The following is a 26,977-nucleotide window of genomic DNA, read 5'->3' on the forward strand; positions in this document are numbered from 1 at the left end:
GCGCCCGTATGACCACTAACATGGTTCAAATAAAATAAACTCAATGCCCGGGACTGCTGTCCCCGGTATCCCGGATGGCCCACGCATGAGCAGTTTTGCAGGAAAGACCTATTGGATTATTGGCGCGAGCGAGGGCCTGGGTCGTGCATTGGCCGAAAAGCTGAGCGATCAGGGCGCTCATCTGGTTTTGTCGGCGCGCAATGCCGAACGTTTGACCGAGATCTGCGATAGTCTGCCCAACGCGCGGGCGGTACCGTTCGATGTGACCGATCTGACCGCTGTGCGCCGTGCGGTGGCCTATGTCGGAGACGTGGATGGGTTGGTCTATAACGCCGGGGCGTATGATCCGATGCGATCAGCGGATTGGGATACCGAGGCAGCGCTGGCCATGAACGACGTGAATTTTGTCGGGGCGTTGCGAGTGCTGGGTGAAACGATTCCGGGGTTTGTTCAGGCGGGGCGGGGGGAAATAACCCTGATTGGCTCGCTTGCAGGCTATCACGGCTTGCCTGCTGCCATCGGATATGGGTCCAGCAAGGCGGCGCTGATCTCGCTGGCGGAAACGATGCGGCATGATTTGGCCGATACGGGTGTGACTGTGCGCATCGTCAATCCGGGGTTCATCAAGACTCGTCTGACCGAGAAGAATAACTTCAAGATGCCGATGTTGATGACGCCCGAAGATGCTGCGGACCGGGTGGTAAAGGCGATGTGTCGTCGTCGCTTCCGCACCGATTTTCCAGCACCGTTTTCATGGGCGATCCGACTGATCGATTATCTGCCGGATCTGCTGGTCTACCGCGGAAAATAGACCCTAACAAAACCAGCCCGCCGACATGGCGGTGCCAGTCCGGTCTGCGCTGTCTTGCCCTTATCCGCAGGTCAGTCGCTGAATGACACCCGCATCGTTCACGAACACATTCAGACGGTCGATGCGATAGTCTTGCGTTGCAATGTCATTTGGGCCCAGCACGCGGGATCGTTCGGGTAGATTGGCCTGAATTGTCGAAACGGGCTGGCCGACCGAAGCCGCAAAAGCCTCGCCTTTGCAGAAAGCCAGATCAACTGGGGCATCCTCGGACGCGGTTGAGGTTTGTTCGGGCGGGGGCGTCTCGGTGCAGGCCGCCAGAAGGATCAGGATCGGGATAAAACGGTACATTGGCGTTCCTCGTTCTGGCTATGTCGTTTCTGCAATAACAAACAATTGGCCAGCCTGCCATGAAAGCGCAGTTGAAAACACCCTGTAATTCACGCAGTGTCAGGGGAAATGGACAGGGAGAAGTGCACTATGCGTACCCGCGCCGCCGTTGCCGTTCAGGCCGGTAAACCTTTGGAAGTGATGGATGTAAACCTTGAAGGCCCCAAAGCCGGAGAGGTTCTGGTTGAGATCAAAGCAACTGGCATTTGCCACACCGATGAATTCACCCTATCGGGTGCCGACCCCGAAGGCCTGTTTCCAGCCATTCTGGGGCACGAGGGCGCAGGTGTTGTGGTCGAGGTCGGCCCAGGTGTGACCAGCCTGAGGCCGGGTGATCATGTGATTCCGCTATACACACCGGAATGCCGGGAATGCGAATACTGTCTGCACCCCAAGACCAACCTGTGTCAGGCAATCCGGACAACTCAGGGCCAGGGCCTGATGCCCGATGGCACCTCGCGCTTTTCGACCTTGGATGGCGATCCGATCCTGCACTACATGGGGTGTTCGACCTTTGCCAATCACACCGTTTTGCCAGAAATCGCGCTGGCCAAGGTGCGCCCGGACGCGCCCTTCGACAAGATTTGCTATATCGGCTGTGGCGTAACCACCGGCATCGGGGCGGTGATCAACACCGCCAAGGTCGAGATCGGCAGCCGCGCTATCGTCTTTGGTCTGGGCGGGATTGGCCTAAACGTGATTCAGGGGCTGCGACTGGCCGGAGCTGACCAGATCGTCGGCGTTGACCTGAACCCGTCCAAGGTGGAAATGGCCACTCGGTTTGGAATGACCGATTTCGTCAACCCGGCTGAGGTTGATGGCGACCTGGTGCCCTATCTGGTTGACCTGACCAAAGGCGGCGCGGATTACACATTCGATGCCACCGGCAATGTCGGTGTGATGCGCACAGCACTGGAATCGGCGCACAAGGGTTGGGGTGAATCGATCATCATCGGCGTGGCGCCTGCCGGAGCCGAAATTTCAACCCGCCCCTTCCAGTTGGTTACCGGCCGGTCGTGGCGCGGTACCGCTTTTGGCGGCGCCCGTGGTCGCACCGACGTGCCCAAGATCGTTGACTGGTACGTGGAAGGAAAGATCGAGATCGACCCGATGATCACCCACACTATGGGTCTGGACGACATCAACCACGGGTTTGACCTGATGCATAAGGGTGAAAGCATCCGGTCAGTTGTCGTTTATTAAGTCTGCAACACAATAGAAGTCACTCAGCGATGGCCAAAGGGGCTTGGAAAAAGCTCGCCGCTTTTGCTTTCCTGAGGGTTACTCCCCCGGCCGCGTTGCACCTGTATCCGACCGTGGCGAGCGTACCCTCAGAACTGGCGTATTGGCCGAGGCGTTTGTGCGCGTTTCGCGCCAGACTACAAAAACACCCGACGCAATGATGACGCTGGCGCCAACCGCGACCCACACATCCGGTCTTTCGCCAAAGAAGATCATGCCGAACAATGTGGCCCATATGATCTGACTGTACTGGCTGGGCGCAATAACCCCGGCGGGTGCTGCGCGGTAGGCCAGAATGATCAGGTGCTGCGCGATGACGGAAAACACGCCCACCAAAGCCATCATCGCCAGATGCAGCAATGAGGGCGGCTTGTAGACAGCGGGTTGGGCAAGGCTCATAACCACGATGGCCAGTAGCATCGGATACAGGATCAGCACGGCCGAGCGTTCCTCATTCCCGATCTTACGCACCAGAACGGATGCAAAGGCGCTGCAAAAGGCGGCCATCAGGGCGGCGAGGTGGCCCAGCGTGATATCGGTTGTACCGGGTCGCAAGACTATCAGAACGCCGATAAGCCCGACGCCAACAGCGGCCCAACGCTGGGCGCGAACCACTTCGCCAAGGATCGGGATCGACAATACCGTGACGATCAAGGGGAAGGAGAACAACAGCGAGTAGACCTCGGCCAGCGGCAGAACGGAAAAGGAATAGAACGCGCAGGACATGCCTGTCACCATCAACGCCGAACGTAGCAAAACCAGCCACGGATGATGCGGCACGAAGTTGCCTGTTGCCCGGTCCGTCAGGATTGTGACGGCCATCGGGACAAAGGAAAACAAGGTGGCAAAGAAGATGATCTGCAGCACCGAATATGTGCCGCCCAATACCTTGATCAGCGCGTCATGGCTGGCAAAAACGGCAAAGCCCAGAAAGGCAAAGCCAAGTCCCTGAAGGGTCGAGTTCTGAGCGCTCATCAATTTGGCCTCGGATACATGTTAGGTGTTTAGTAGTCTGTCATCGCAGCTTGCGGAGATTCGGCAGCTGTCGTTTGATGTTGATTAAACCCATTTGACAGAGTCTGATAGCCCCCAATTTACCGCTAACATGTCATAGCCGACATGATCTGAGCTCATCGCAGGATGGGTGGTGCATCCTTCGGTTGGCGCGCGGATTGCACCCCCGCTTTCATCCCCACACCGATGCGCCGTGCCAGCGCAACCCACGGGGTGGCAGTTTCGGATGGCAGCGTTTGGGTTGCGACCTCTTCGAACAGATTCAGCCAGTGAGCAAACATTTCGGGCTGGACGTCGGGCCGCTGGACATGAACTCGCTGCGGGTTTCCGTCGTAGCAGCGTTCGAATAGAATAGCGTTGCGCCAGAAGGCCGCTATCTTTTCCTCGTGCGCGGGCCAGTCGGTGACATGGTTTGCAAAGACAGGACCCAGCACTTTGTCCTGCCGGACACGGGCGTAAAAAGCAGCAACCTGCGCGTTGATCTGTTCGGGTGTGGCTGGAAAACGCGGGGGCAGGGTTGGTCTGGACATGGGTGTGCGGCCTGATTTCGAGTCTGTACAGGGCCATATCCCGAACAGCTTTCAAACCACAGGGGTGGTTTTGTCGCGCGTGTGGCGCCAGCGGATTCGGCAGCAAAGCAATCGGATGCAATTGCGGGCGGCGACGTATTCCCAAGCCGTCAGCATACCAAGCGCCTTTGCGCAGGAAACGGGTCGCTCGACCGCGGACAGCTGGGCATGTTCGGGGCAGAAAAGGAGATAATCATGTATAGAATATCAGCTCTCCCGACCGATCAGGTTCAGGCCTATCGCGACGGTGCGTCAGACGGGTACGGCAATCCACCCGAACGTGCAATTTCAAACGGGCAGGGGAACCCATGCCGACACTGCCTGACCTATATCCCGGAAGGTCATGAGATGCTGGTCCTGGCGCATCGTCCTTTTCCAGGCACTCAGCCTTTTGCCGAAACGGGACCCATTTACCTTTGTGCAGAGCCTTGTAAGCGGTACGAAGATGCTGCGGAGCTGCCCGAGGCGCTGACCTCTTCGCCCAACTATCTGATCAAGGGATACGGACCGGATGATCGCATCGTCTATGGGACAGGGGTCATCGCCCCACAAAGCCAGCTGCACGATGCGGCACAGACCATCTTTGCGTGCGAGGATGTCGCCTATATCCACATTCGATCCGCGCTCAACAATTGCTATCATGCGCGGATCGACCGGGCCTAAAGCTTGACGCGGTGTAGTCCTCGGCGCGGCTGGTTCTGATCATCGGCCGGGGGATCATCTGCGCGCGAAGATGTGAGTGCGAGGAACACATCTTCCAGATCAGCCTCTTCTGTGCGCACATCGCGGATTCGGATGTCCGCAGAACGGACCGCTTCCAAGACCTGCTCGGCGCTGGTGTGAGTGCTGCGGTACTGCATAATTAGACTGCCATCGTCGCGCAGCGTGGCGTCGACACCTTCGGCCAAGGGCAGATCAGACACAGGGTTGTCCGGCACAATGACCATGGTGCGGCTGTCCATACGACCCAGCAGGTTGGCAGTACTGTCCTGAGCAACCTTTTCGCCATGGTTGATAATGGCGATTTCGTCACACATTTCCTGCGCTTCTTCCAGATAATGCGTGGTCAGGATGATGGTCATACCCTGTTCATTCAGCTTACGTACATTGGCCCAAAGCATCTGGCGCAGCTCGATATCGACACCAGCTGTGGGTTCGTCCAGTACCAATATTTTCGGATGATGCACCAGCGCCTTGGCCAGCAACAGCCGGCGACGCATCCCGCCGGACAAAGTACGGGCATAGGCCTCGGCCTTGTCGCTGAGGCCGACAAGTTCGAGGATCTCATCACTGCGCCGTTCTGATTTTGGTACGCCATATAGCCCCGCTTGAACTTCCAACGCACCGCGCGGGCTGAAGAAGGGGTCCAGATTCAGCTCTTGTGGCATCACGCCAATGGCGGCACGGGATTGGCGCGGGTTTTGATCCTGATCGAAGCCCCAGATCGACACATGGCCTGCGGATTTCACGACCAACCCAGCCAGAATGTTGATCAGTGTTGATTTTCCGGCCCCGTTCGGCCCGAGCAGCCCAAAAACCGACCCGCGAGGAACGGTCAGGTCAATCCCTTTCAGAGCCTGCTTTTCCGGCTGTCCTTTGCTGCCACGATAGGTTTTGCGCAACCCTTCGATCCTGATTGCTGCCTGGCTCATTTGTGGCACTTGCCCCTCAATTGCTCATCGCCCATAAACGCACCTAAAGCATGCCCGCGAGGCCGACAACCAGTGAAGGATCGCCAGCCGTGACAATGGAAGCGCCGGAAACCAAGATCGTTGAAAAAAGCCGCATAGCCTGTGACGGCGGTGAAGGTGCATTGGGCCATCCACGTGTATGGCTACAGATTCCGGACGACACCGGCTGGGTCGAGTGCCCCTATTGCGACTGTAAATACGTGCTGAAAGGGTCGGAGCACGCCTGAGCACATCAGGTGCCCAAGTCTTGCCGCCTTTCGTTGGTATCCAGCGAGCGCAACGGTAAGAGAGAGCGCAATGACCGACGTGACCGCAAGTGACAATCATAGCCCTGTTTTTGGTTGGCTTGGCTTTGTTGTGGCATCGATAACCCTGCTAGCTGCTTTGTTTGTCTTTTGGGCGGGACCATTTGCGCCGCAGCAAACGGCGGGCGTGTCGCTGGGGGAACTTGCGGCTGAAATTGGCAAATCCACGTTGCGCTCGGCGGCCGGCATCGATCAGCCAGACCCTGTGGTGCCCACGCGCGATCTGGATGACTACCTGCAAATCGGCGTTGCCATGCTGGGTGGGATCGCGATTATTCTCGCCGCTGTTGGCCTGTTGCGTCATGAAAGAAGGCGCCCAGCAATTGCTGGCATCGTGGTCGGAACTGGTGCGATCCTGTTTCAGTTCTTCGCAATGGCGTTTTTCGCCCTTTTGGGTGTGTTGGTTATCATGGCGTTGCTGAACAGCTTTTCGGATGTCTTCTCGGGCCTCTTTGGTGGATAGTTAACCATCTTAGCTGGCCACCCGCGCGGCCCTGTGGCAGAACCGTTTCTAACCAGAACGGAGAGAGCGCATGAGCGAGTTCGGAAAAGGGTGTCACCTGCATCTGATCGATGGATCAGCGTTTATTTTTCGGGCCTATCACGCGCTTCCACCGCTGACGCGGAAATCGGATGGCTTGCCGATTGGCGCGGTTTCGGGCTTTTGCAACATGCTGCAAAAATATGTCGATGATAACGCCGGTCCGGATGCACCGACCCATGTTGCGGTGATCTTCGATAAGGGATCGCATACGTTTCGAAATGACATGTATGACCTCTACAAGGCCAATCGCGAGGCGATGCCCGAGGATTTGCGCCCGCAGATGCCGCTGACACGTGAGGCAACCAAAGCCTTCAACATCGCCTGCAAAGAACTTGAGGGATACGAGGCTGACGATATCATCGCAACGCTTGCCGTTCAGGCGCGCGAGGCCGGTGGCCGGGTGACCATCGTCAGCTCCGACAAGGATCTGATGCAACTGGTTGGCGACGGGGTCGAGATGCTGGATGCGATGAAGAACAAGCGCATTGATCGCGATGGTGTGATCGAGAAATTCGGCGTCGGGCCCGAACGGGTTGTTGACGTGCAAGCGCTGGCTGGCGACAGCGTAGACAATGTGCCCGGTGCGCCCGGCATCGGGATCAAAACCGCCGCGCTGTTGATCAACGAATACGGCGATCTGGAATCGCTTTTGGACCGCGCTGAGGAGATCAAACAACCCAAGCGACGCCAAACCCTGATCGAAAAGCGTGACCAGATTGAACTGTCGAAAAGGCTAGTTCAACTGGACGAGCAGACGCCGCTGGATTTCAACTTGGCGGATCTCGAAGTGAAGGATCCTGATCCCGAAACCTTGCTTGGTTTTCTGGCCGAGATGGAGTTCCGCACTCTGACCAAGCGTATTGCGGATAAGCTGGGGGCTGAAGCCCCGGTTATCGTCGATGCGCCTGCGCCAGCCGTTGAAGAGGCTGAGGTCGAAGCCATCCCATTTGACGCGTCGAAATACGAATGTGTGCGCGACGCGGCAGCTTTGCAGAAATGGATCGATCAAGCTTATGAGCGCGGCTGGGTTGCGGTGGATACCGAAACCACAGGCCTGAACGAAATGATCGCAGATCTGGTGGGAATTTCACTTTGCATCGAGCCGGGTGAGGCTTGTTACATCCCACTCATCCACCGCGAAAGCGCAAGCGACGATCTGTTTGGGTCAGACGCACTGGCCGAGGGGCAAATGCCCGTGGATGAGGCTCTATCCCTGCTGAAACCGATGTTCGAAGATCCGTCGATCCTGAAAATCGGGCAGAACATGAAGTATGATGCCAAGATCTTTGCGCGGTATGGCGTGAACGTCGCGCCCGTCGATGACACGATGTTGATGTCTTATGCGATGCATGGTGGTGAGCACGGGCACGGTATGGATACGCTGTCTGAACGGTACCTGAGCCACACGCCGATTCCGATCAAGCCACTGCTGGGGTCGGGAAAGTCGGCGATCACTTTCGACAAGGTGCCGATTGACGAGGCCACTGCTTATGCCGCTGAGGATGCGGATATCACGCTGCGTCTGTGGCAGCTGTTCAAGCCGCAACTGCATCAGGTGCAGGTGACGACAGTCTACGAGACGTTGGAACGCCCCTTGGTACCGGTTCTGGCCGAAATGGAGATGCACGGCATCAAGGTTGACCGTGATGTGCTGTCGCGCATGTCCAACGCCTTTGCCCAGAAAATGGCAGGGTTAGAGGCTGAAATCCACGACTTGGCGGGTGAAAATTTCAACGTTGGCTCACCCGCGCAACTGGGTGAGATTCTGTTCGACAAGATGGGCTTGGAAGGCGGTAAGAAGGGAAAAACCGGAAAATACTCGACCGGAGCGGATATTCTGGAAGATCTGGCGACCGAGCATGAATTGCCACGCCGGGTGCTGGATTGGCGTCAGCTGTCCAAATTGAAATCGACCTATACGGACGCGCTGCAGACCCATATCAACCCGGACACGGGCCGGGTACATACCTCCTATTCGATCACCGGGGCCAACACCGGGCGTTTGGCCTCGACCGATCCGAACCTGCAGAACATCCCGGTGCGCACCGAAGAAGGACGACGTATCCGCGAGGCATTTATTGCCGAGCCGGGCAATGTGTTGGTCAGCCTCGACTACAGCCAGATCGAGCTGCGTATTTTGGCGCATATTGCAGAGATTCCGGCTCTGAAACAGGCGTTTTCGGATGGTTTGGACATTCACGCCATGACCGCGTCCGAGATGTTCGATGTGCCGCTGGATGAGATGACGCCGGACATTCGCCGTCAGGCCAAAGCAATCAATTTTGGAGTGATCTACGGCATTTCAGGCTTTGGTCTGGCGCGCAACCTGCGCATCCCGCGGGCCGAGGCGCAGGGCTTTATCGACCGGTATTTCGAGCGGTTCCCCGGTATTCGTCAATACATGGACGACACGATCGCCTTCGCCAAAGAGCATGGCTATGTCCAGACGTTGTTCGGCCGCAAAATCCATACGCCCGAGATCAATGCGAAGGGTCCACATGCCGGATTCTCGCGCCGTGCGGCCATCAATGCGCCGATTCAAGGGACGGCTGCCGATGTGATCCGGCGCGCTATGGTGCGAATGCCGGGCGCGATCAACGGGTTGCCTGCCAAGATGTTGCTGCAGGTTCACGACGAGTTATTGTTCGAAGTGGCTGAGGACACTGTAGACGATCTGGTCGCGGCGGCGCGAGACGTTATGGAAGGGGCATCGGATCCAGCGGTCAAACTGGCAGTGAAGCTGGATGTCGATGCCGGGCAGGGTGCCAATTGGGCAGAGGCGCATTAAGGGCGGCGCTGCTTATCAGGCCCGACGGGCCATCTTCGCATCGGATCAGTCCTGTGGACTGATCAGGCGATTGACCAGACGTTGTACTGTGGGGCCTAGAAGCAGGATGACGGTAAAGGCGATGGGCCAGCAAAAGGCCCAGGATGCCATCCAGTCGCCGACAGTGCCCGGGCCAAACCCTATGGCTTTGACCGTAGCGATGCCGGTCACGATGCAGGACATCAGCCCGGACATGATCAGGCTGAATACGGCGCGGGCATAGCGGGCAGGCAACATTCACTGCATCCTTTTGAGTGCATCGCAAAGATGTGCGGCAGTTTGACGAAAAATACCAGCTTTGTTCGGCCGCGTTATTGCCACATCCAACCCAGTGACTCGGAGGTTTGCGCTGTAGATGGGGTGTATTCGGCGCTGACCCAACCGGAATAGCCACTGCTGTCCATGGCGTCGAACAGGCGGCGAAAATCCGTTGGTCCGCGTCCGGGTTCTGACCGATCCGGGGCGGCGCCAATTTGTGCGTGAACCACACGATCATGAAACCCGTCCCAGATGGTCAGCGCATCCCCATGAATCATCTGCGCGTGAAAGCTGTCAAATTGCAGGCCGACATTGGGGCGGTTTACCCCGTCCAGCACATCAGCGGCTAGATCATAGTCGTTCAGGAAGTAGTCTGGCTGGGACACTGGGTTGAGTGGCTCGATAGTGAATTGCTGCTTGGGTGCGATATCAGCGGCCCATTGCAGGTTCTCGACAAAACGCGTCAACGCCTGAGGTCCGGATGCATAGCCCGACATGATGTGGATCAGTCCGGGGCGCAGCACGTCGGCATATCGTAGGACCCTTCGGATATCGTTTTGGAACCGCTCTTCCCCCTCGGGGATTGCTGCATACCCAACCGGTCCGCCAGTGTAGTTGGGCGGGGGCGCATTGATCAGAACCAGCTCCAACCCGTTGGCTACCAAGGCGCGTCGCGTTTCTTTTGCGGCCAGGTCGTAGGGGAACAGTATCTCAACTGCTTTGAACCCTGCCTGAGCGGCGGTCTGAAAGCGATCAAGATATGGCAGCTCGGTAAAAAGCAAAGACAGATTGGCGGCAAATTTGGGCATGAGTGGTCCCCGCGTTTGGTGAGCCGAACCTAGCGTTTGGGTGATTTTCTGGAAAGGGACTGAAAACGACAGATTGTCGAAAATCAGCCAGAACGCCCAGCGCTTTTCAGAGAGTGTCAGCCTAACGCGGCGAATCATTTCAACGGCGCCGTGCCAACAGAAGGTGTCCAAGTGATGGCCATGAGCCCTGACCCCGCGCGCGGGAACACTGCCTTTGTGTCTGGCGGACGGAACTCCGCATTGTCTGGCAATGGCTTGGCGGTTGCTTCGATGTTGACCTGGGCGGCAGGGTTTCCAGCGGCGGAAGTCCTGTTGCAAAGCTGGCCACCCGTCGCCCTGCTGGCTGCAAGGCTGGCGCTTGCGGTTGTCTTCATGGTGCCGCTCTGGCTTCTGATTGATGGGCCGCGCCGAGTTCTTAACGCCCGTTGGGGTCATGCGATGGTCGTTGGCGGTGTCGGCATTGGGACGGGTATGTTCCTGATCATTCTGGCGCAAAAGCTGACGGATCCGGTCACAGTGGCCATCATTGCGTCCTGCGCGCCGCTGTCGGCCACGTTGCTTGAACTGGCCGCTGGTGAAAGGCGTCTGAGGTGGAACTTTGCAGCTGGGGTCTCGTTGTCCATAATCGGGGGCCTGATTGCGACCAGCGCCGTTGCTCCGGCGCAATTGGGGTTGGGGGCTGCTTGTGCCGTCGCCTCGACTGCGTTGTTTTGCTGGGCCAGTATGGCAACGTCGCGGGATTTCCCGGATCTCAGCCAGACCGGGCGCACAACGATCACTTTTGTGGGTGGGCTGATTACGGCGTCACTTTTGATGTTCGGATCCCACATGCTGAATCTGGACATTGTACCATCGACCCCATTTGACACTCAGCAAGCTGGTATGCTTGTCATCTATGCGCTGATATCGATGGCCCTCAGTCAGGTTCTGTTCGTCGGGTCGATCGGAAAGCTGGGGGTCGCGCTGGCGTCGTTTCACATCAACATCGCGCCCTTCTATGTCATGGTGATCATGGTGGTCCTGGGGGATGACTGGAATTGGACGCGCGCGCTGGGCGCCGGGATCGTCGCCCTGGCCGTAGTGTTGGCCCAAGATCGCAAAACACGGCAGCCAGCTTAAACATCCAATGTGTCGGATGAGACAAGAGGGAAAAACTGCCCCGCAGACCAGACGCCGAACCATCCGTCGCGATGTACTCCGATATCGACGAGGCGATAAAAACTTTTGCGGTCGATACGTGCCTCTAAGTTCGCGCGCACCATTATGTAGGGTGACGGTTCCTGCGAATCCGGATCAATGACGATGCGGATCGGATGATCCGGTCCTGCCTCAACAGAATCGCCGACTTTCGTAACAAATGTCAGCGTTCTTGCGTCCCCGTCATCGGATTGATCGAAATCGACAGCAATGAACGGCGCGTCCTCGACGGTGATTCCCACCTTTTCGACTGGAGTCACGAGGTAGTATTTGCCATCTTCTTTCTTAAGAATTGAGGAAAATAGCTTCACAAGCTCGAACCTGTTGATGGGCGACCCTAAGTAAGACCAAGTGCCATCTTTTGCGATCTTGATGTCCAGATCGCCGCAAAACGGAGGATTCCACAGGTGAACGGGCGGTAAACCCCTGGTTTTTGAGGCTTTGACTGATGCAGCCAGGCCATCGGGCGAGGGTTTCACAGGTTTTTGTCCGCTCATTGCTTTTGCCATTTCCTATTAGCGCGATACACTTCAACCATAATAGTCCACGGAAGGGAAAGTCATGACCGAACCCGCCGACCTCGTCGCCGAGATCGAAGCGCTGGAAAACAAGCTACAAGAGGCCAAGTCCTCGATCACCCGTCGCTTTATCGGACAGGAGCGGGTTGTGGATCTGACCCTGACCGCTCTTTTGTGCGGTGGTCACGCGCTGCTGATCGGGCTTCCCGGGCTGGGCAAGACGCGATTGGTTGAAACATTGTCGACCGTCATGGGGCTGCATGGCAACCGTATTCAGTTCACTCCTGACCTGATGCCAGCCGATATTTTGGGGTCCGAGGTTCTGGATACGGCCGAGGATGGCAGCCGCCATTTCCGGTTTATTTCCGGTCCAATTTTTTGTGAGCTGCTGATGGCGGATGAGATCAACCGCGCCAGCCCCCGGACTCAATCGGCGCTGCTGCAGGCGATGCAGGAACAGACCGTGACAGTTGCAGGCGAAGATCGCGCGCTGGGTGTTCCCTTCCACGTGCTGGCAACGCAGAACCCGATCGAGCAAGAGGGCACCTATCCATTGCCCGAGGCACAGCTGGACCGATTCCTGGTGCAGATCGATGTAGATTACCCCGACCGTCAGACTGAACGGGATATCCTGCTGGCCACCACAGGTATTGAAGAGGATGAGTCGTCTCAGGTTTTCACCAAAGAAGACTTGTTGGCGGCGCAAACCTTGCTGCGGCGAATGCCGGTCGGGGAGTCTGTGGTCGAACTGATCCTGGATCTGGTTCGTGCGTTCCGGCCCGAAGAACACGGTGTTTCAGATCGGGTCGCTGAAACCGTTGCCTGGGGCCCCGGTCCGCGGGCGGCGCAGGCGCTGATGATGACAGTTCGGGCCAATGCGATGTTGCAGGGGCGTCTGGCGCCCAATGCCGAAGATGTTCTGGACATGGCGCGTCCTGTGCTCAGCCACCGCATGGCGCTGAACTTTGCGGCACGCGCGCGGGGCGACAGCCTTGCTGATCTGATTGACACGACCGCCGCTGGTTTGATCCGGACAGAGGCTGCGGCGTGAATGCGGCGCTGACCCTTCGCGAAAGATCCGAAGCCGAGGCATCGCGGTTACCGCCCCTATTGGCGCGGGCCGAGCATTTGGCCGGAACCGTTCTGTTGGGAGATCACGGGCGACGACGCTCGGGTATGGGTGACGATTTCTGGCAATACCGCCCTGCACAGATCGGTGACAGTCGTCGGATGATCGATCACCGCCGCTCGGCCAGAGGTGATCAGCAATTCGTGCGCGAAAGGGAATGGCAAATTGCGCAATCCATCATGCTGTGGGTGGATCAGGGGTCTTCGATGCGCTTTGCATCCGAAAAGACCCTGCCTACAAAGGCCGACCGAGCTCGGTTGCTGGGCCTTGCTACAGCGATCCTGCTGGCCCGCGGCGGCGAACGGGTTGGTCTGACCGGGACCACGTTGCCGCCACGGCGAGGCAATGCTCAGATCATTCGGCTGGCGCAGGCCTGGTCCAAAGACGAACAAACCGACTATGCCCCGCCGGAACATCGCGCAATGATCCCCCATGCGCGTGCCGTGTTCATCTCGGATTTCCTTGGCCCAATGGATGAGGTCCAACTTGCCCTGACCAAAGCCGCTGATCGAGGCGTCCGGGGCGTTGTATTGCAAATCCTTGACCCCAGCGAAGAGACTTTTCCGTATCAGGGACGCACCATTTTCGAAAGCGTAGCCGGATCGGTTCGGCACGAGACGCTGAAGGCAGGGGAACTGCGCGAGCGGTATTTGGATCGTCTTGCCCGGCGAAAGGATGCGCTGACGCAGCTGTGTCGCGCGACCGGTTGGCGATTGGGCCTGCATCATACCGGTGACAGTGCTCAGGCCGCCCTGTTGTGGCTCTATCGGGCGCTGGACGGGGGAACGCGATGACGATTCTGGCGGGCATTGGCTTCACTGCCCCTTGGATTTTGTTGGGTCTCTTGACCCTTCCAATCCTGTGGTTGATCCTGCGTGCCGTGCCACCGGCACCGATCCGCAGGCTGTTCCCGGCTGTGACACTGTTGCTGGGCCTGAGGGATGACGAAAGCGTTTCGGATCGGACGCCGTGGTGGCTGTTGTTGCTGCGCATGCTGGCTGCGGCTGCGATCATCATCGGGCTCGCCGGTCCGGTTCTGAACCCGTCGCGCGATCAAGCGGGATCTGGGCCATTGCTGTTGGTGCTGGACGCGACCTGGGCTGGTGCGTCGCGCTGGTCGTCGACGTTAGATCAGATCGACGCACAATTGGCCGAGGCTGGGCGGGCCGGACGCCCGGTTTCCATCCTGCGTTTGTCAGAACCGGAACCCCCCGTGTTTCAGGCGGCAGAAGCGTGGCGCGGTCGCTTGCCGGGCCTGACCCCAAACCCCTGGCAGCCAACAGAGCCGCAGCTTGAACAGGTTCTGGGTGTATTGAACGAGGTTGAAGGCGGCTTTGATACCCATTGGTTCAGCGACCGGCTAGACTATGATGGCCACGACCAAATGGTATCAGCGCTGCAAGCGCGTGGTGGGGTCACTGTCTATCGCGGGCCTGCGCCAGCCAAGGCAGTTTTGCCTGCGTCTTATCAGGATGGTCTCATTCAACTGACCGTTCTGCGTGGGGAGCCGGGGCCGATGGAAACGGTGACGGTGTTGGCGCAGGGCCGGGACCCTGCAGGCACGGCCCGGGTTCTGCACGCGGCTGAACTGACCTTTGAAAGCGGCGCCACTGAGGCGCAAATAGAATTGGCGTTGCCCTCAGAGCTGCGTGCCCGGATCACCCGGTTCGAGATTCAGGGACAGCGTTCTGCCGGTGCGGTGACCCTGACCGATGACAGCCTGCGGCGGCGCGAAGTTGCGTTGATTGCAGGAACAGTGAATCGCGAAGGGTTGGAGTTGCTTTCGCCCCTGCACTATCTGACCCAGGTTTTGATCCCGACAGCAGACTTTGTCGATGGTGGTTTGCTGGAGGTGCTGCCCGCGAACCCGGACGTCATCGTCTTGTCCGACGTTGCGCAAATGTCTGACACGGAACAAGCTGGCTTGATTGAGTGGGTCGAACAAGGTGGTCTACTGCTGCGCTTCGCTGGCCCTCGGATGGCGGCAAGTGATCTAGGGCGCGATGAAGAAGACACATTGTTACCCGCACGATTGCGCAGCGGCGGCAGGTCGGTTGGCGGCGCGATGAGTTGGGGCGAGGCCAAGACCTTAGCCCCCTTCCCGGAAAACTCGCCCTTCTTTGGATTGCAAATACCGGACGATGTCGTTGTCACAACTCAGGTCATGGCGCAACCAGACCCTAATCTGGCGGATCGGGTGATTGCGTCGCTGTCGGATGGCACACCTTTGGTGACACGCAAGGCGCTGGGCTTGGGGCAGGTGGTCCTGTTCCATGTCACGGCGGATGCCGAATGGTCCAGCCTGCCTTTGTCGGGTCTGTTTGTTGAAATGCTGGATCGTCTTGCCGTGGCCTCGGCTGCGAAGTCTAGGCAAGTGGCACAGTTGCAAGGCACCACGTGGGAGCCGATCCAAACCCTGGATGGGTTCGGAACATTGTCGGATGCAGGTACTTTGGCCGGGGTGGACGGCGTTCAGTTGGTTTCCGGCCAGATCGGGCCTGACCTGCGCCCGGGGCTGTATGAAAGCGGCAAACAGAAACTGGCGCTGAATGTTTTGTCCGAAGATGCTGTGCTAAGCCCAGCCAAATGGCCCGCAGATGTTCCTATCAAGGGGCAAGATGTGACCGTTGAGACACCGCTTGGAGGCATCTTATTGAGCCTGGCATTGATGTTGCTGACGGTGGACGTGATTGCCTCGCTGGCGCTTTCGGGTCGGTTGGGGCTGACTCGTGCCGCTGCAATCGGACTTGGGGCTTTGCTGATTGTGCCGGAAGCCCAGGCGCAGACTGCCGAGGAAACTGATTATGCCCTTGCAGCCACGCACGAACTGGTGCTGGCACATGTGCTGACGGGCGACAGGCAAGTGGATGATATTGCACAGGCCGGGTTGCGTGGACTTGGCCAGACGCTGTATTTTCGGACATCGGTTGAACCGGCCGACCCTATCGGCGTGGACCTGGAGCGGGATGAACTGGCGTTCTTCCCGTTGCTCTATTGGCCTATTACGCCGGACCAGTCACAACCTTCGACCGAAGCTTATGCCAAGCTCAACGCCTATCTGCGATCGGGTGGTATGATCCTGTTCGACACGCGTGATGCGGATATAGCTGGTTTTGGCGCCTCCAGCCCCAACGGAAGAAAACTGCAGCAACTGGCTGGTCCGCTGAACATCCCGTCGTTAGAGCCGATTCCGCGCGACCATGTTCTGACGCGGACGTTTTACCTGCTGCAGGACTTTCCCGGCCGGTATTCCGGGACCGAGGTTTGGGTCGAAGCGGCGCCCCAAGATGCCGAGCAAATTGAAGGCATGCCCTTCCGCAACCTCAACGACAACGTGACGCCGGTGGTGATCGGCGGCAATGATTGGGCCGGAGCATGGGCCGTCGACCGCAACGGACAGGCCTTGTTGCCTGTCGGGCGTGGGTATGCGGGTGAGCGGCAGCGCGAGCTTGCCAATCGGTTTGGAGTCAATCTGGTGATGCATGTGCTGACCGGCAATTACAAATCTGATCAGGTTCATGTGCCCGCCCTTCTGGACAGGTTGGGACAATGACCGGAACCGTCATATTCGACCCGCTGATTCCGTGGCCCATTCTGGCGGCTGTTGCCGCGATTGCCGTTGCGGGGATCGTGCTGGCCGTATGGCGCGGCCTATCGGGTTGGGCCCTGCGCGGATTGGCGGCTTTGGTGGTGATCGCAGCCCTGTCCGGCCCGGTCTATCAGGCTGAAGATCGTGCGCCGCTGACGGATATTGTGCTGATGATCGAGGATGAGAGCGCCAGTCAAACGCTATCAGACCGAGCAGAGCAGACAGCACAGGCAGCCGAGGATCTTGCCGCAGAAATTGAATCGCGTGACAACACCGAACTGCGCCGCATTCGAATTGGCGATAGTGACGGAGACGAAGGCACGCAGGTGATGGCGGCGCTGAACGCGGCGCTGGCAGAAGAACCCCGGGCGCGCATTGCAGGGATTCTTGTTGTCTCAGATGGTATCGTTCACGACGTCGATCAGGCGCCTGACCTGCCTGCGCCCATGCATTTGCTGCAAACCGGCCGCGAAGGCGATTGGGATCGTCGGTTGATCGTCCGCAATGCCCCTGCCTTTGCTATTATCGGTGAGCCGGTGACTCTGACATTGCGCGTAGAAGACAGTGGCGCGTACCCCGCCGGTGCAACCACGGCACCGCTGGAGATTTCAGTGGATGGAGGGGAACCCGAGGAGTTCAGTATTCCTATCGGACTGGATGTTGAGCTGCCGGTGACACTTCCACATGGTGGGCGCAACGTCATTCAATTCTCGGTTCCGCAGGCCGAGGGCGAGCTGACCGACCGCAACAACACTGCGCTGATCCAGATGAACGGCGTTCGTGACCGTCTGCGTGTGCTGCTGGTTTCAGGCGAGCCGCATCCCGGCGGGCGCACCTGGCGCAACTTGTTGAAATCGGACAGTTCTGTTGATCTGGTGCATTTCACAATCCTGCGCCCACCAGAAAAGCAGGACGGCGTACCTGTGGACGAGCTTTCGCTGATCGCTTTTCCGACACGCGAGCTGTTTCTGGAAAAGATCAACGATTTTGATCTGATCATTTTTGATCGCTACAAGCGACGCGGTATCCTTCCGGCAATTTATCTGGATAACGTCACCAATTATATCAACGATGGTGGTGCCGTCCTGATTGCCGCCGGTCCCGATTTTGCTACTGCTGACAGTATCTTCCGGTCTCCTCTTGCTCCGATCCTGCCTGCGCAGCCGACGGCACGGGTAATCGAAGAACGCTTTGTTCCGATGGTCAGCGATTTGGGCCACCGTCACCCGGTGACCACCAATCTGGGTGATTCCGAAGACTGGGGTGCATGGTTGCGTCAGATCGATGTGAACCAACGCCGGGGTGAGGTTTTGATGACCGGCGTCGATGAACGCCCGCTTCTGGTGCTGGACCGCGTGGGCGAAGGCCGCGTCGCCATGCTTGCGTCAGACCATGCCTGGCTGTGGAGCCGGGGATTCGAGGGTGGTGGGCCGCAGCTGGAGATGCTGCGGCGGTTGGCGCATTGGATGATGAAGGAACCCGAGCTTGAGGAAGAGGCCCTGTGGGCTGAGGCCAATGGGCAGTCTATGCGGATCATTCGGCAGACCCTTGAAGATGAAGTCGGGTCAGTGACCGTTACTCGTCCAAACGGGGAAACGCTCGAGATCACTTTGGACGAGGTCTCTCCGGGTCGTTTTGAGGCGCAGTATTTTGGCCCTGAGATTGGCCTCTATCGCCTTGAAGAAGGTGACCATATGGCGGTGATCGGCCTCGGCCCTGCGGCGCCGCGTGAATTTGAACGTACGATTGCCACAGGCGAAATCCTGGACCCGGTTCTAAGCAGCTTGCGTGGCGGCGTGGTGCGGTTGGAAGATGGTCTGCCGTCGATCCGCAATGTGCGCGCGGGCCGACCTGCGGCAGGGCGTGGTTGGATTGGGCTGACCCCGCGTGAGGCGTATGAAACCCGTGATGTCACGCAAGCCGGATTGCTGCCGCCTTGGCTGGTCCTGCTTTTGGCTGGTGGGTTTTTGCTGGGTGGCTGGCTGCGCGAAGGGCGGCGCTGACGCCTTAGATCAGTCGATACGCACAGTGACCCGATCAGATTGCCCTTCGGCGTCAACAACCACCAGCGCGGCGTGGCCTGGGCCCGGGTTAGGTATGTCGAATTCGTGATGATACTTGCCTGTTGCGACGGGTGTCCCATTTGCCAGCACAGAAAAAGGGCCGACCCCACCACGCAGCTTTATGGTCAAGGCAGTTCCGTCAGTCTCTAGCACAGCATTTTCTGGGGGAAACAAAAGGCGGGGCGCAGATACGTCGTCCTGAAACACAGCCGCGCGCGGGCGAAAGCGCTGCAAGGGTGGTGGCAACTGAGCCGCGCCCACCATCAGCGTCGCAGGCGGGGGAGGGCGCAATGGCGTGAATTCGGGCTTCAGGTGCCCAAACGCCTCGAACAGCAAAGGTGCGGCCAGATCGCCGCCAAACGCACCCGGAACCGGGGTTCCATCGGCACGGCCCAACCAGACGCCGATGACATGCTGGCCGTCAAACCCGATAGCCCAGGCATCCCGGTGGCCGTAAGATGTGCCGGTCTTGTAGGCCAGTCCCTTCGATGGCGCGCCTTGTGGCGGTGTCAGACCCGCGAGAATATCACCAATCTGCCAGGCGGACGTGTCTGACAGGATGCGTTCGGTTTGCCCCGGCTGGCTTAACACCCCGTGGTGCAGCACCGGCCCTTGCCCACCAGCCGCCAATGCGGCGTAGAGTTGGACCAGATCAATCAGGCTCAGCCCGACACCGCCCAGCGAGATGGCAAGGCCCGGTCTACCACCCGTAAGTTCAGGACTGGTTCCGGCCTTTCGCAAGGCTGCCATCACGCGGGCAGCGCCAAGCTCATGCGTCAGCCGGACAACGGGAATATTCAGCGACATTTGCAGCGCATCGCGAACCCGTACATCGCCCCGGAATACACCGTCGAAATTGCGTGGCGCGTAGCGACCGAACATCACGGGGCCGTCGTTAATCAGAGTTTCGGGATGTGCCAGCCCCTGATCAAAGGCAAGCCCGTAAACCAGTGGCTTCAGCGTTGACCCCGGGGAGCGAAGCGCGCGTGTCATGTCCACAAAGCCCTGACGGGCATCCCGATATCCGGACGATCCGACGGAGGCCAGAACCTCACCACTGCGGTGATCTGCAACCACAAGTGCCCCGGACACGCTGGACCCGGCGCGCGCGGCGGCTTTAGAAACCAAGGGTTCCAACTGCGCTTGCAGTTGGGCGTCCAAGGTCAGGTCATGCGTTTCGGCTCCAGGCGACTGACGGCGGGCACGTTCGGTCAAATGGGGGGCCAGCCGGGGAAACGGTCTCATCTCCAAGGGAACCGCTTCGGTCAAGGCGCTGCGCAACTCAGGGTCTGACAGGGCGCCGTAGCGGTGCATCCGGCGCAGAACGCGATCGCGCGCGTTACGGGCGGCTTCGCGGTTTCGATCAGGCCTGCGGGCTTCGGGTGACTGCGGCAAGGCGACTAGAAGGGCAGCCTGCGCTGGTGTCAACCGGTTCGGGTCTTTGCCGAACCACGCGCGCGCGCCCGCGCGAATGCCTTCCAGATTGCCCCCGTACGGTGCATGGGTCAGATACAGGTTCAGGATCTGCTGCTTGTTCAGACGCTGCTCCAGCGCCAAGGCAACTCTCATCTGGCGGATTTTACCGCTCCACCGTCCGGTTGATCCGTCCTCGATTAACCGCGCGACCTGCATCGTCAGGGTCGAGCCCCCGGACACGGCGCGTCCATTCCACAACGTCTGCGTTGCAGCGCGAACCATGGCCAGCGGGTCAACACCGGCATGGGACCAGAACCGCTTATCTTCATACCGTATCAGCATAGCCGCAAAGGCCGGGTCGACCGGACCAGGGCGCATGCGCCAGATCCCATCTTCGACCGGGAAACTGCGCAGAAGTGATCCGTTGCGGTCACGCATCTCGACCGAGGTTTCGGCTAGCACGGGTGGTAACACGGTGGCGTCTATCCAGCTCTCGACCCGATCCCGCGCGAATGCTGACAGGTACAGCACGCCAGCGAGTGCAAGCAAAAGGCGGCTGGATCTAGGCATCGATCCATCCTTCCCACACGCCGGGATAGTGGGTGACGAACCCAGATGGATGGACAGACAAGTCCGCCTGATGATTGCCCGAGCCATATCGGATCAGACCAGGCGATAGCCAAGTATAGACCTGATCGAGTCTTTTTATCGAAGCCAGGTCCGGCTTCAACCAAGCCGCTTTGATACGGGCGCTCTGGGTCCGTGCGATCTCTTCCCGCCGCAGGGGCAAAAGGTTGGTCGCTGGGGTGAAGCTCAGGTCAAGATCAAGACACTCTGCGTCGCACTCCTGTAGCGCATCGTTCAATGCCCAACCCTGATCGGTGCATCGCAGTCGCAGGGCCACATCGCACCCGTCAACCTCGCCACTGACATCCGCTGACAGGCTGCGCCAGTTCATCGCGCAACGCACGTCATAGGTCAGCAAATTGTCGGCGCCATCATCATGCCATGTGGCCTGACCGACCAACATCCAGCCACTGTCGAGCCGCGACAGCGTGCAGCGATCCGTGCCCTGCACATCCAACCGACGCCAATGGGCAGTGGCTATGGCGGTTCTGCTGGTCACTTCACCACGACCCGGTCCGTATCGGTGCGCGCACGGTTTTGCGGGCGGTACATGTCTTCGACCGACGCCGCCGGGTGATGGAAGTCACCCGGTGTGACCGCGCGGGCTACGTAGGCCAGTGTCACGGTCTCGCGGCCTGACAGATCAACTGCCGCCAGAAACCGATCTGAACGGAATTCCGTGTGTGTCGCCTCGGACAGGTTTAGCCAGTCAAGCGACCTGACATCGCCGGACCGCAACAGGCTGGGGTTGTCGATCTCAATCCCTGCCGCCAGCGGATCGTCTATCATCAGTCGTGCGCCACCGTTTTCAAACGGCGTGACGGTCAGAACAGTCACAAAACGATCCCCCGCCGCGAAGGTCGAAGGGTCCAGCGGGTCACCCTCCATCGAATAATACCGGCGTTCGATGGCGTAACCGGTGCCGCCAGCCTCGGGTGGTACATCGGGAATACCGGTGACAGTCAGGGTGATGTCAGTGGGTTGGCCGTCTGTGGCTGTGATGTTCAGTTCTTCATCTTGACCCGTCTCCAGAACCTCAACGAACGGGCCTGAGACAGGCGCACCATTGACCAATAGGCCCGCGCCGTCCGGATCGGTGATCAGTGCATGCGCGGCCAGCAGCGACCAAGCGGCTTCTTGTGTCGAACGGTGGGACCGTCCTGCGCTGACCCGTTGGATCAGGGCGCTGCGATCAACGGCTTCGCTGCCCGCATCCACGGCCAATGTCAGCAAACCGGCCGCGTCTCGTAAGGTGCTGCCGTAATCTGCGCGCCAATATGTTTGGCTTTGTGCCGGTCGCTGGGCCAACATTTGCGCGGCGCGGGCAAACATCGCATCGGCGCGGGTCTGATCCCCATAAGATGCCAGCGCAGCGCCAAGCTGTGCCGCAGCCAGAGGCGTGTCGAATGCCTCGCCTTTGACATCGGCATAATACCTGAGGTCGCCCATCGAGGCCGCACCTTCGCGTGCGAGAACCATCAAGGCATAGGCGATGTCCTGTCCGCCCTCGTCGAAATCCGGGGCATAGTTGATGCGATTGCGCAAGTTATCCATCGCTTGGGCAAAGGCGCGGTCTGGCACGACATATCCTTGCGCACGCGCGCGCGACAGGAAGTCGGTGACATAGGCGTCCAGCCAGAAGTCACCGCTGCCAGCCCGCCACAGGCCAAAGGCCCCGTTGGCCGCCTGCCTCGTCAGGACGCTGCGGATCGAGTCGGCAATGCGTCGGTCAACCACCGGACCGTCGCCCAACCCCGTAGCCTTTGCGACAGATGACAAATACAGCAGCGGCAGCGCTTGGCTAGTGATTTGTTCGGTGCAGCCGTAGGGATAGCGGTTCAGCTGATCCAGTAGGCCGGGCGTGTCGAATTTTGCCAGTGCCCCGGCCGATAGAATGGCTTTGGCCGAGCCGGGCTGAAACCCGTCGAACACATCCTGCGAGAACAGGAAGCTGTCATCCGAGCCGAGCGCAAAACGCCGTGTCAGAGCCACAACTGGATCATTGGCGCGCACCGGCATGCGCAATGTCTGCGACAGGTCGCGGCCATCTGGTGTGGTGATGGACACGTTGATTTCGGGGTCTCCGATTGCGTTGGCGCGGATCGGAACCTCGAACACGGCTTTGCCGCCTTCGTCGAGCGTGAAGCTGGCGGGCGCTGCGCCAAGCTCCAGTTCTGAAGAGGTCGCCAGCCCCAGCGCCATCTCACCGGCTGTCCCATCAGCGTGAACGATCTCCAGCAGCATCCGGCTTTGATCACCGGGGGCGAGAAAACGGGGCAGGCTGGCAGTGACCACCACTGGATCGCGCACGATCATGTCCGCCTCGGCCTGTCCGACTGCTGCGCGCGACCATGCGACGGCCATCAGGCGGACAGTGCCGTTGAAGGCGGGAAGGGGGATGTCGATCTCGACCTCGCCGTTCGCGCCAACCTCAACCGGGCCGCTGAACACTGCCATCAGGTCCTGTGTCGGCGGCGGCGACTGTCGGCGCATGCCGCCGTCATTGTCTCCACCAGACCGAACAGTGCCCATTGCACCGTTCATACCGTCGATCAAACGCCCATAAACATCGCGCAGCTCCACGCCAAGACGACGCTGGCCAAAATAGTAATTCTGCGGGTCCGGGCTTTCGAACCCGGTCAGATTGAGAATGCCGACATCAACCGCCGCCAGGGTCAGCCAAACAGCGTCGCCTTCAGTCGCGTTTTCGACCCTGACAAGGGCTTTTTGCATCTGACGAGGCGCACTGACTTCGGGCACGTCGATGGATATGTCTAGCTTGCGGCCCACCGGATCAACAGCGGCATGGGCCACGCCCATAGCCCGCGCCGGGTTCTGGCCGGCGGCGACGTCCATGGGGCGGATCACCGTCGCGGTGACATAGGCACCTGCACCCCAATCCTGCGTGACCTCAATGGGAATGATGGTCTCGCCCTCTGGCACTTCAACCATCTGGCGGTGGATCAGCCGGTTCGACAGCACGTCGATCTGCGCCACGCCTGCCATGCGGGGTACGATGCGCAGCTGCGCTGTGTCTCCAGCCAGGTAAGTGTCGCGGTCCAGCGACATCTCAAGCCGGTCTGGTGTGGTCGACGCATCGGCCGCCCGAAACCAGCCAGCATAGAAATCAACCGCCGTCTCGGTATAGGTGCCGTCGACACGTTGTACGACCAGCTCGTACCGGCCCCAATCGACCGGTTGGGTCAGCGTTAACGGTTCCGAGGTGAAATCGACCTCGCCTGTTGCCACGCGGGTGCGTCTCGTGGTCGGTTCCCAATTCCAGTTGCCATAGAGCTGATACCATTGATAGCGCGTCTCGATCCGGTTCAGCGTCCAGCGCAGGCGCATGGAGCTGGGCATAAGATCCGAGGACAGGCCAACAACCTGAAACGCGGCCTCGGTGCCTTCGGGGATCACGTCGTCAAACATCGGTTTGATCCCGATTACTGGCTGGGGCGGTTGCACGGCAGCCGTCAAACGCCGTTCGACCGGGCGGCCCGATCCATCAGCCAGACGTGCGATGACAGTCGCTTCGATAGGTCGTCCGCCTGTCTTCAGCACCGGGATTTCGATTGCAATTGTGGCTTGCCCGGACGCGTCCGTTCGGGCGTCGCCGAAATACGTGCTTTTTGTCGAAACCTCGGCATCGTAACGTCCAAAGCGATAACCTTCAAAGCCAGCTACCGTTTCCGACGGGCGCGCGATGACTTGTCCGTTGATCGTCAGACCCGAGCCGGGCGCCCCGAATAGGTAACGAGCGTCGATCTGCAGCGGGGGGCTGTCGCCGGGGCGCAGAGGCGCATCCGGCAGCGACAGTTCGAAATCGATCCGTTCCGGCAGAAAATCTTCAACCAGAACCGACTGACGCGACAGCGCGCCGCCTTTTGGGTCTGACTTGATTTCAATGTTCCAGGTGCCCCGTGGCGCATCAACCGCGACAGGTAGGGCAAAGACGTGACCCCCTGCGACACCCCCGTCTGAAACGAGGCGTCGGTACTCAACCCCATCGGGACGATACAGAATAGCAGTCAGAGGGAGGTCTTCGATGGCTAGTGCTTCATCATCACGGGACAGCGCCGTGACATGGATTACCTCTCCGGCGCGATAGGCGCCGCGGTCGGTGGTCATGAAAACATCAACTGGACCTGCGGGTGCACGCCCTTCGACGCCGCGATCAGACAGATCAAAGGCGGGGTCGGTCAGGGACAGAAAGCTGAAATCAACCTCGCCGTCCGAGGCCATGACCAAGGCAGGGGCGCCGGCCCCTGTGCCGCGTGTCAGGCCAGGTTCAAACCGGGCGTAGCCTCTGGCATCTGTCTGCGCCGTGGCAATGACCGCGTTGGCATTCGACACCAGCGAGACCTCGATCCCATCACGTGGCTGGGCATCGTGTAGCCCGCGCACCGCGACGTGCAGCCCGTCAGTGCCCAGGGCGGTGCTGATGCCCAGATCGGACAGCACAAACCATTGTGTTGCGCCGGGATCGTCATAGGGGTCTGCGCCGGGCACACGCGCCGTCAGCGCATAGATGCCCGCTGGCTGATCCGCAATCGCATCGGCCATGGGCAAGCGCGCGGTCATGCTCCGGTTCAGCTGGTTTGAAACATCGGCAGTACCTGTCCAGATATCCTCAGCAATCTCGTCAGAAAATGCACGTTCCTGCCATTCAGAAAGCGGACGACCAAAGAAGTCCTGTTGGACGGCCCGCAGCAGGTTGCGGTCGCTGACACGTCGCAGGGTCAGGTCCAGTTCAGAGACATTGACCGTTTCCACCGGCAAAGCCGCATCGGCTGACTTTGGCAATACATAACTGCGCCCTGGAAACCGGACCGAGGGTGCGCGATCACGCACGTAGTGGGTTAGCTCCACATTGCGATTCAGCGTTTCGCCGGAGGCCGCTGGCAGGCCCTCGCGCAGGGTCAAGCGATAACGTTGGCCGTGCGCGACACCATCTATGCAAAGTTGAGCGTCATTGACCTGCACAACAAGCCCGTCATCGTCGCGCTGGACAAACGGATCATAGTCCACACCGGCTTGGACCAGCGGTTCAGAGAATTCGACGCAGATCCGGGGTTGGGCCGCGTCGCTTTCAACGGTGCTGTCCATAACACGAAAGCCGTATTTTCCAATCGCGTCATCCAGCGCGGCCAGCACATCTTCGCGCGGTTGCACCTGTTCAGCCAGCCTGAGGATCGAGATCATATCGCGCCCGCGCTCGACCTCTTCCAGTGCGGTGGCAAGTGTCATCAGGGCAGCAATTTGTGTGCCCGGTGTCTCGGCCCGCAGATATCCGTTCAGCGCAGCATTCATCGCCCGTTGGCGCAGATCGCGTTTTTCGGTCCAGCCAGATGGGGTCAGGGCCAACAACAGCCGCGCGTATTCGACCCACAGATCTGGCGCGTCGCTCAGAGATACCGCGACGCCCATCCATTGCATCGCCTGAGTCACGTTGCTGGCATTTCGCGCCGCGTCCAGAACCGCATTCAGGTCGCGCCCGCTGGCATTGTGCAAAAAGCCCAGATCGCGGGCCTGTTGTGCTGCGCGATCAAAATCCGCAGCGCTTAAATTGTCTAGCGCAGCTGCGCGCGATTTGGTCAGTGTCAGGGTCTGGTCCGTGGTCGGAACCTTCTGTGCAGACAACGCGCCTTCGTAAGGGTCTTGCCGGGTTACACCGCTTTTGGGAAAGCATGCTTCCGAGCGCGTATTGTAGGTAAACGCCGTACAGCGCGTATTGGCCGAACACGCCCGAATGCAAGATTTTAGATCCGTATCAAACAACGCATCTAAGTCCGAGCCATAGAAATCCATATCCCGTGTGGTGATGTACCGGAATTCCGGCACCACACTTTGCGCCGAAACAGCCGCGGGCAAAATGAAAAGCGAAATTACGTAAGTAATTGAAATCAATACAAAGTGGTGCATGACGCCCTCCTCTTTGCGGTCAGCCTTGCATGTCGCAAGCCCGTTGCGCAACGGCTTAA

The 26,977-nt window shown here is 59.3% G+C and carries 21 protein-coding genes; 11 read left to right on the forward strand and 10 right to left on the reverse strand.

All coding sequences use genetic code 11. The features are described 5' to 3' along the window. Positions 1 to 85: 85 nt before the first annotated feature. Positions 86 to 811, forward strand: coding sequence for an SDR family oxidoreductase (locus tag Q1B21_RS10990; RefSeq protein WP_299889321.1), 726 nt, complete (start codon positions 86 to 88; stop codon positions 809 to 811). Between the two features lie 60 nt (positions 812 to 871). On the opposite strand, the gene Q1B21_RS10995 is transcribed toward Q1B21_RS10990, so the two are convergent. Next, positions 872 to 1,159: an I78 family peptidase inhibitor gene (locus tag Q1B21_RS10995; protein ID WP_299079382.1), complete on the reverse strand. Its 288-nt coding sequence runs from the start codon at positions 1,157 to 1,159 to the stop codon at positions 872 to 874. 129 nt (positions 1,160 to 1,288) lie between these two features. On the opposite strand from Q1B21_RS10995, the gene Q1B21_RS11000 reads away from it, so the two are divergent. Then, entirely contained in the window at positions 1,289 to 2,401 is a 1,113-nt protein-coding gene (locus Q1B21_RS11000; RefSeq protein WP_299889324.1) for an S-(hydroxymethyl)glutathione dehydrogenase/class III alcohol dehydrogenase, read from the forward strand. A 78-nt stretch (positions 2,402 to 2,479) separates the two neighbouring features. On the opposite strand, the gene Q1B21_RS11005 is transcribed toward Q1B21_RS11000, so the two are convergent. Further along, complete coding sequence (locus Q1B21_RS11005) at positions 2,480 to 3,415, reverse strand: DMT family transporter (RefSeq protein WP_299889326.1); 936 nt, start codon at positions 3,413 to 3,415, stop codon at positions 2,480 to 2,482. A 155-nt stretch (positions 3,416 to 3,570) separates the two neighbouring features. Further along, positions 3,571 to 3,984, reverse strand: coding sequence for a group III truncated hemoglobin (locus tag Q1B21_RS11010; RefSeq protein WP_299889328.1), 414 nt, complete (start codon positions 3,982 to 3,984; stop codon positions 3,571 to 3,573). A 234-nt stretch (positions 3,985 to 4,218) separates the two neighbouring features. On the opposite strand from Q1B21_RS11010, the gene Q1B21_RS11015 reads away from it, so the two are divergent. Next, the gene (locus Q1B21_RS11015; protein WP_299889330.1) at positions 4,219 to 4,686 is read left to right on the forward strand and encodes a DUF1203 domain-containing protein; all 468 of its coding nucleotides are present in this window, start codon (positions 4,219 to 4,221) and stop codon (positions 4,684 to 4,686) included. On the opposite strand, the gene Q1B21_RS11020 is transcribed toward Q1B21_RS11015, so the two are convergent. Further along, entirely contained in the window at positions 4,683 to 5,675 is a 993-nt protein-coding gene (locus Q1B21_RS11020) for an ABC transporter ATP-binding protein (protein WP_299889332.1), read from the reverse strand. The two genes, Q1B21_RS11015 and Q1B21_RS11020, sit on opposite strands and share 4 nt — an antisense overlap. Before the next feature lie 89 nt (positions 5,676 to 5,764). On the opposite strand from Q1B21_RS11020, the gene Q1B21_RS11025 reads away from it, so the two are divergent. The 3 genes from Q1B21_RS11025 (at position 5,765) to polA (ending at position 9,351) form a co-directional block, all read left to right on the forward strand. Next, complete coding sequence (locus tag Q1B21_RS11025) at positions 5,765 to 5,941, forward strand: zinc-finger domain-containing protein (protein ID WP_299889334.1); 177 nt, start codon at positions 5,765 to 5,767, stop codon at positions 5,939 to 5,941. Positions 5,942 to 6,011: 70 nt separating this feature from the next. Next, on the forward strand, positions 6,012 to 6,482 hold the full coding sequence (locus Q1B21_RS11030) for a hypothetical protein (RefSeq protein WP_299889336.1): 471 nt from the start codon (positions 6,012 to 6,014) through the stop codon (positions 6,480 to 6,482). Between the two features lie 70 nt (positions 6,483 to 6,552). Next, the gene (polA, locus tag Q1B21_RS11035; RefSeq protein ID WP_299889338.1) at positions 6,553 to 9,351 is read left to right on the forward strand and encodes a DNA polymerase I; all 2,799 of its coding nucleotides are present in this window, start codon (positions 6,553 to 6,555) and stop codon (positions 9,349 to 9,351) included. 45 nt (positions 9,352 to 9,396) lie between these two features. Here polA and Q1B21_RS11040 read toward each other — a convergent pair whose 3' ends face one another. Together Q1B21_RS11040 and Q1B21_RS11045 are read right to left on the reverse strand one after the other, a co-directional pair. Continuing rightward, the gene (locus tag Q1B21_RS11040) at positions 9,397 to 9,627 is read right to left on the reverse strand and encodes a DUF2798 domain-containing protein (RefSeq protein ID WP_299889340.1); all 231 of its coding nucleotides are present in this window, start codon (positions 9,625 to 9,627) and stop codon (positions 9,397 to 9,399) included. A gap of 74 nt (positions 9,628 to 9,701) precedes the next feature. Continuing rightward, positions 9,702 to 10,457, reverse strand: coding sequence for a TIM barrel protein (locus Q1B21_RS11045; RefSeq protein WP_299889342.1), 756 nt, complete (start codon positions 10,455 to 10,457; stop codon positions 9,702 to 9,704). A gap of 180 nt (positions 10,458 to 10,637) precedes the next feature. On the opposite strand from Q1B21_RS11045, the gene Q1B21_RS11050 reads away from it, so the two are divergent. Beyond that, on the forward strand, positions 10,638 to 11,576 hold the full coding sequence (locus tag Q1B21_RS11050; protein WP_299079358.1) for a DMT family transporter: 939 nt from the start codon (positions 10,638 to 10,640) through the stop codon (positions 11,574 to 11,576). Here the strand turns inward: Q1B21_RS11050 and Q1B21_RS11055 are convergent. Continuing rightward, positions 11,573 to 12,151, reverse strand: coding sequence for a DUF1285 domain-containing protein (locus tag Q1B21_RS11055; protein ID WP_299889344.1), 579 nt, complete (start codon positions 12,149 to 12,151; stop codon positions 11,573 to 11,575). The genes Q1B21_RS11050 and Q1B21_RS11055 overlap by 4 nt on opposite strands. Before the next feature lie 64 nt (positions 12,152 to 12,215). On the opposite strand from Q1B21_RS11055, the gene Q1B21_RS11060 reads away from it, so the two are divergent. Genes Q1B21_RS11060 through Q1B21_RS11075 form a run of 4 tightly spaced genes read left to right on the forward strand, consistent with a single transcriptional unit; the run spans position 12,216 to position 18,893 of the window. Then, the gene (locus Q1B21_RS11060) at positions 12,216 to 13,223 is read left to right on the forward strand and encodes a MoxR family ATPase (RefSeq protein ID WP_298934184.1); all 1,008 of its coding nucleotides are present in this window, start codon (positions 12,216 to 12,218) and stop codon (positions 13,221 to 13,223) included. Then, a complete protein-coding gene (locus Q1B21_RS11065; protein WP_299889347.1) occupies positions 13,220 to 14,095 on the forward strand; it encodes a DUF58 domain-containing protein in 876 nt (291 codons plus the stop codon). Before Q1B21_RS11060 ends, Q1B21_RS11065 begins: the two co-directional genes overlap by 4 nt. Next, entirely contained in the window at positions 14,092 to 16,854 is a 2,763-nt protein-coding gene (locus Q1B21_RS11070; RefSeq protein WP_299889349.1) for a DUF4159 domain-containing protein, read from the forward strand. Before Q1B21_RS11065 ends, Q1B21_RS11070 begins: the two co-directional genes overlap by 4 nt. Beyond that, a complete protein-coding gene (locus Q1B21_RS11075) occupies positions 16,851 to 18,893 on the forward strand; it encodes a hypothetical protein (RefSeq protein ID WP_299889351.1) in 2,043 nt (680 codons plus the stop codon). Before Q1B21_RS11070 ends, Q1B21_RS11075 begins: the two co-directional genes overlap by 4 nt. Positions 18,894 to 18,902: 9 nt before the next feature. Here Q1B21_RS11075 and pbpC read toward each other — a convergent pair whose 3' ends face one another. From pbpC to Q1B21_RS11090, 3 genes are read right to left on the reverse strand one after another with little or no spacing between them, the layout of a single operon-like run. Continuing rightward, positions 18,903 to 20,939, reverse strand: coding sequence for a penicillin-binding protein 1C (gene pbpC, locus Q1B21_RS11080; RefSeq protein WP_299889353.1), 2,037 nt, complete (start codon positions 20,937 to 20,939; stop codon positions 18,903 to 18,905). Further along, positions 20,932 to 21,495, reverse strand: a complete 564-nt coding sequence (locus Q1B21_RS11085) for a putative glycolipid-binding domain-containing protein (RefSeq protein ID WP_299889354.1) — start codon at positions 21,493 to 21,495, stop codon at positions 20,932 to 20,934. Before Q1B21_RS11085 ends, pbpC begins: the two co-directional genes overlap by 8 nt. Continuing rightward, the gene (locus Q1B21_RS11090; RefSeq protein ID WP_299889356.1) at positions 21,492 to 26,918 is read right to left on the reverse strand and encodes an alpha-2-macroglobulin family protein; all 5,427 of its coding nucleotides are present in this window, start codon (positions 26,916 to 26,918) and stop codon (positions 21,492 to 21,494) included. Before Q1B21_RS11090 ends, Q1B21_RS11085 begins: the two co-directional genes overlap by 4 nt. Positions 26,919 to 26,977 lie beyond the last annotated feature (59 nt).

Origin of the sequence: uncultured Ruegeria sp., assembly GCF_947504215.1 — a bacterium.
Taxonomy (GTDB): Bacteria; Pseudomonadota; Alphaproteobacteria; order Rhodobacterales; family Rhodobacteraceae; genus Ruegeria.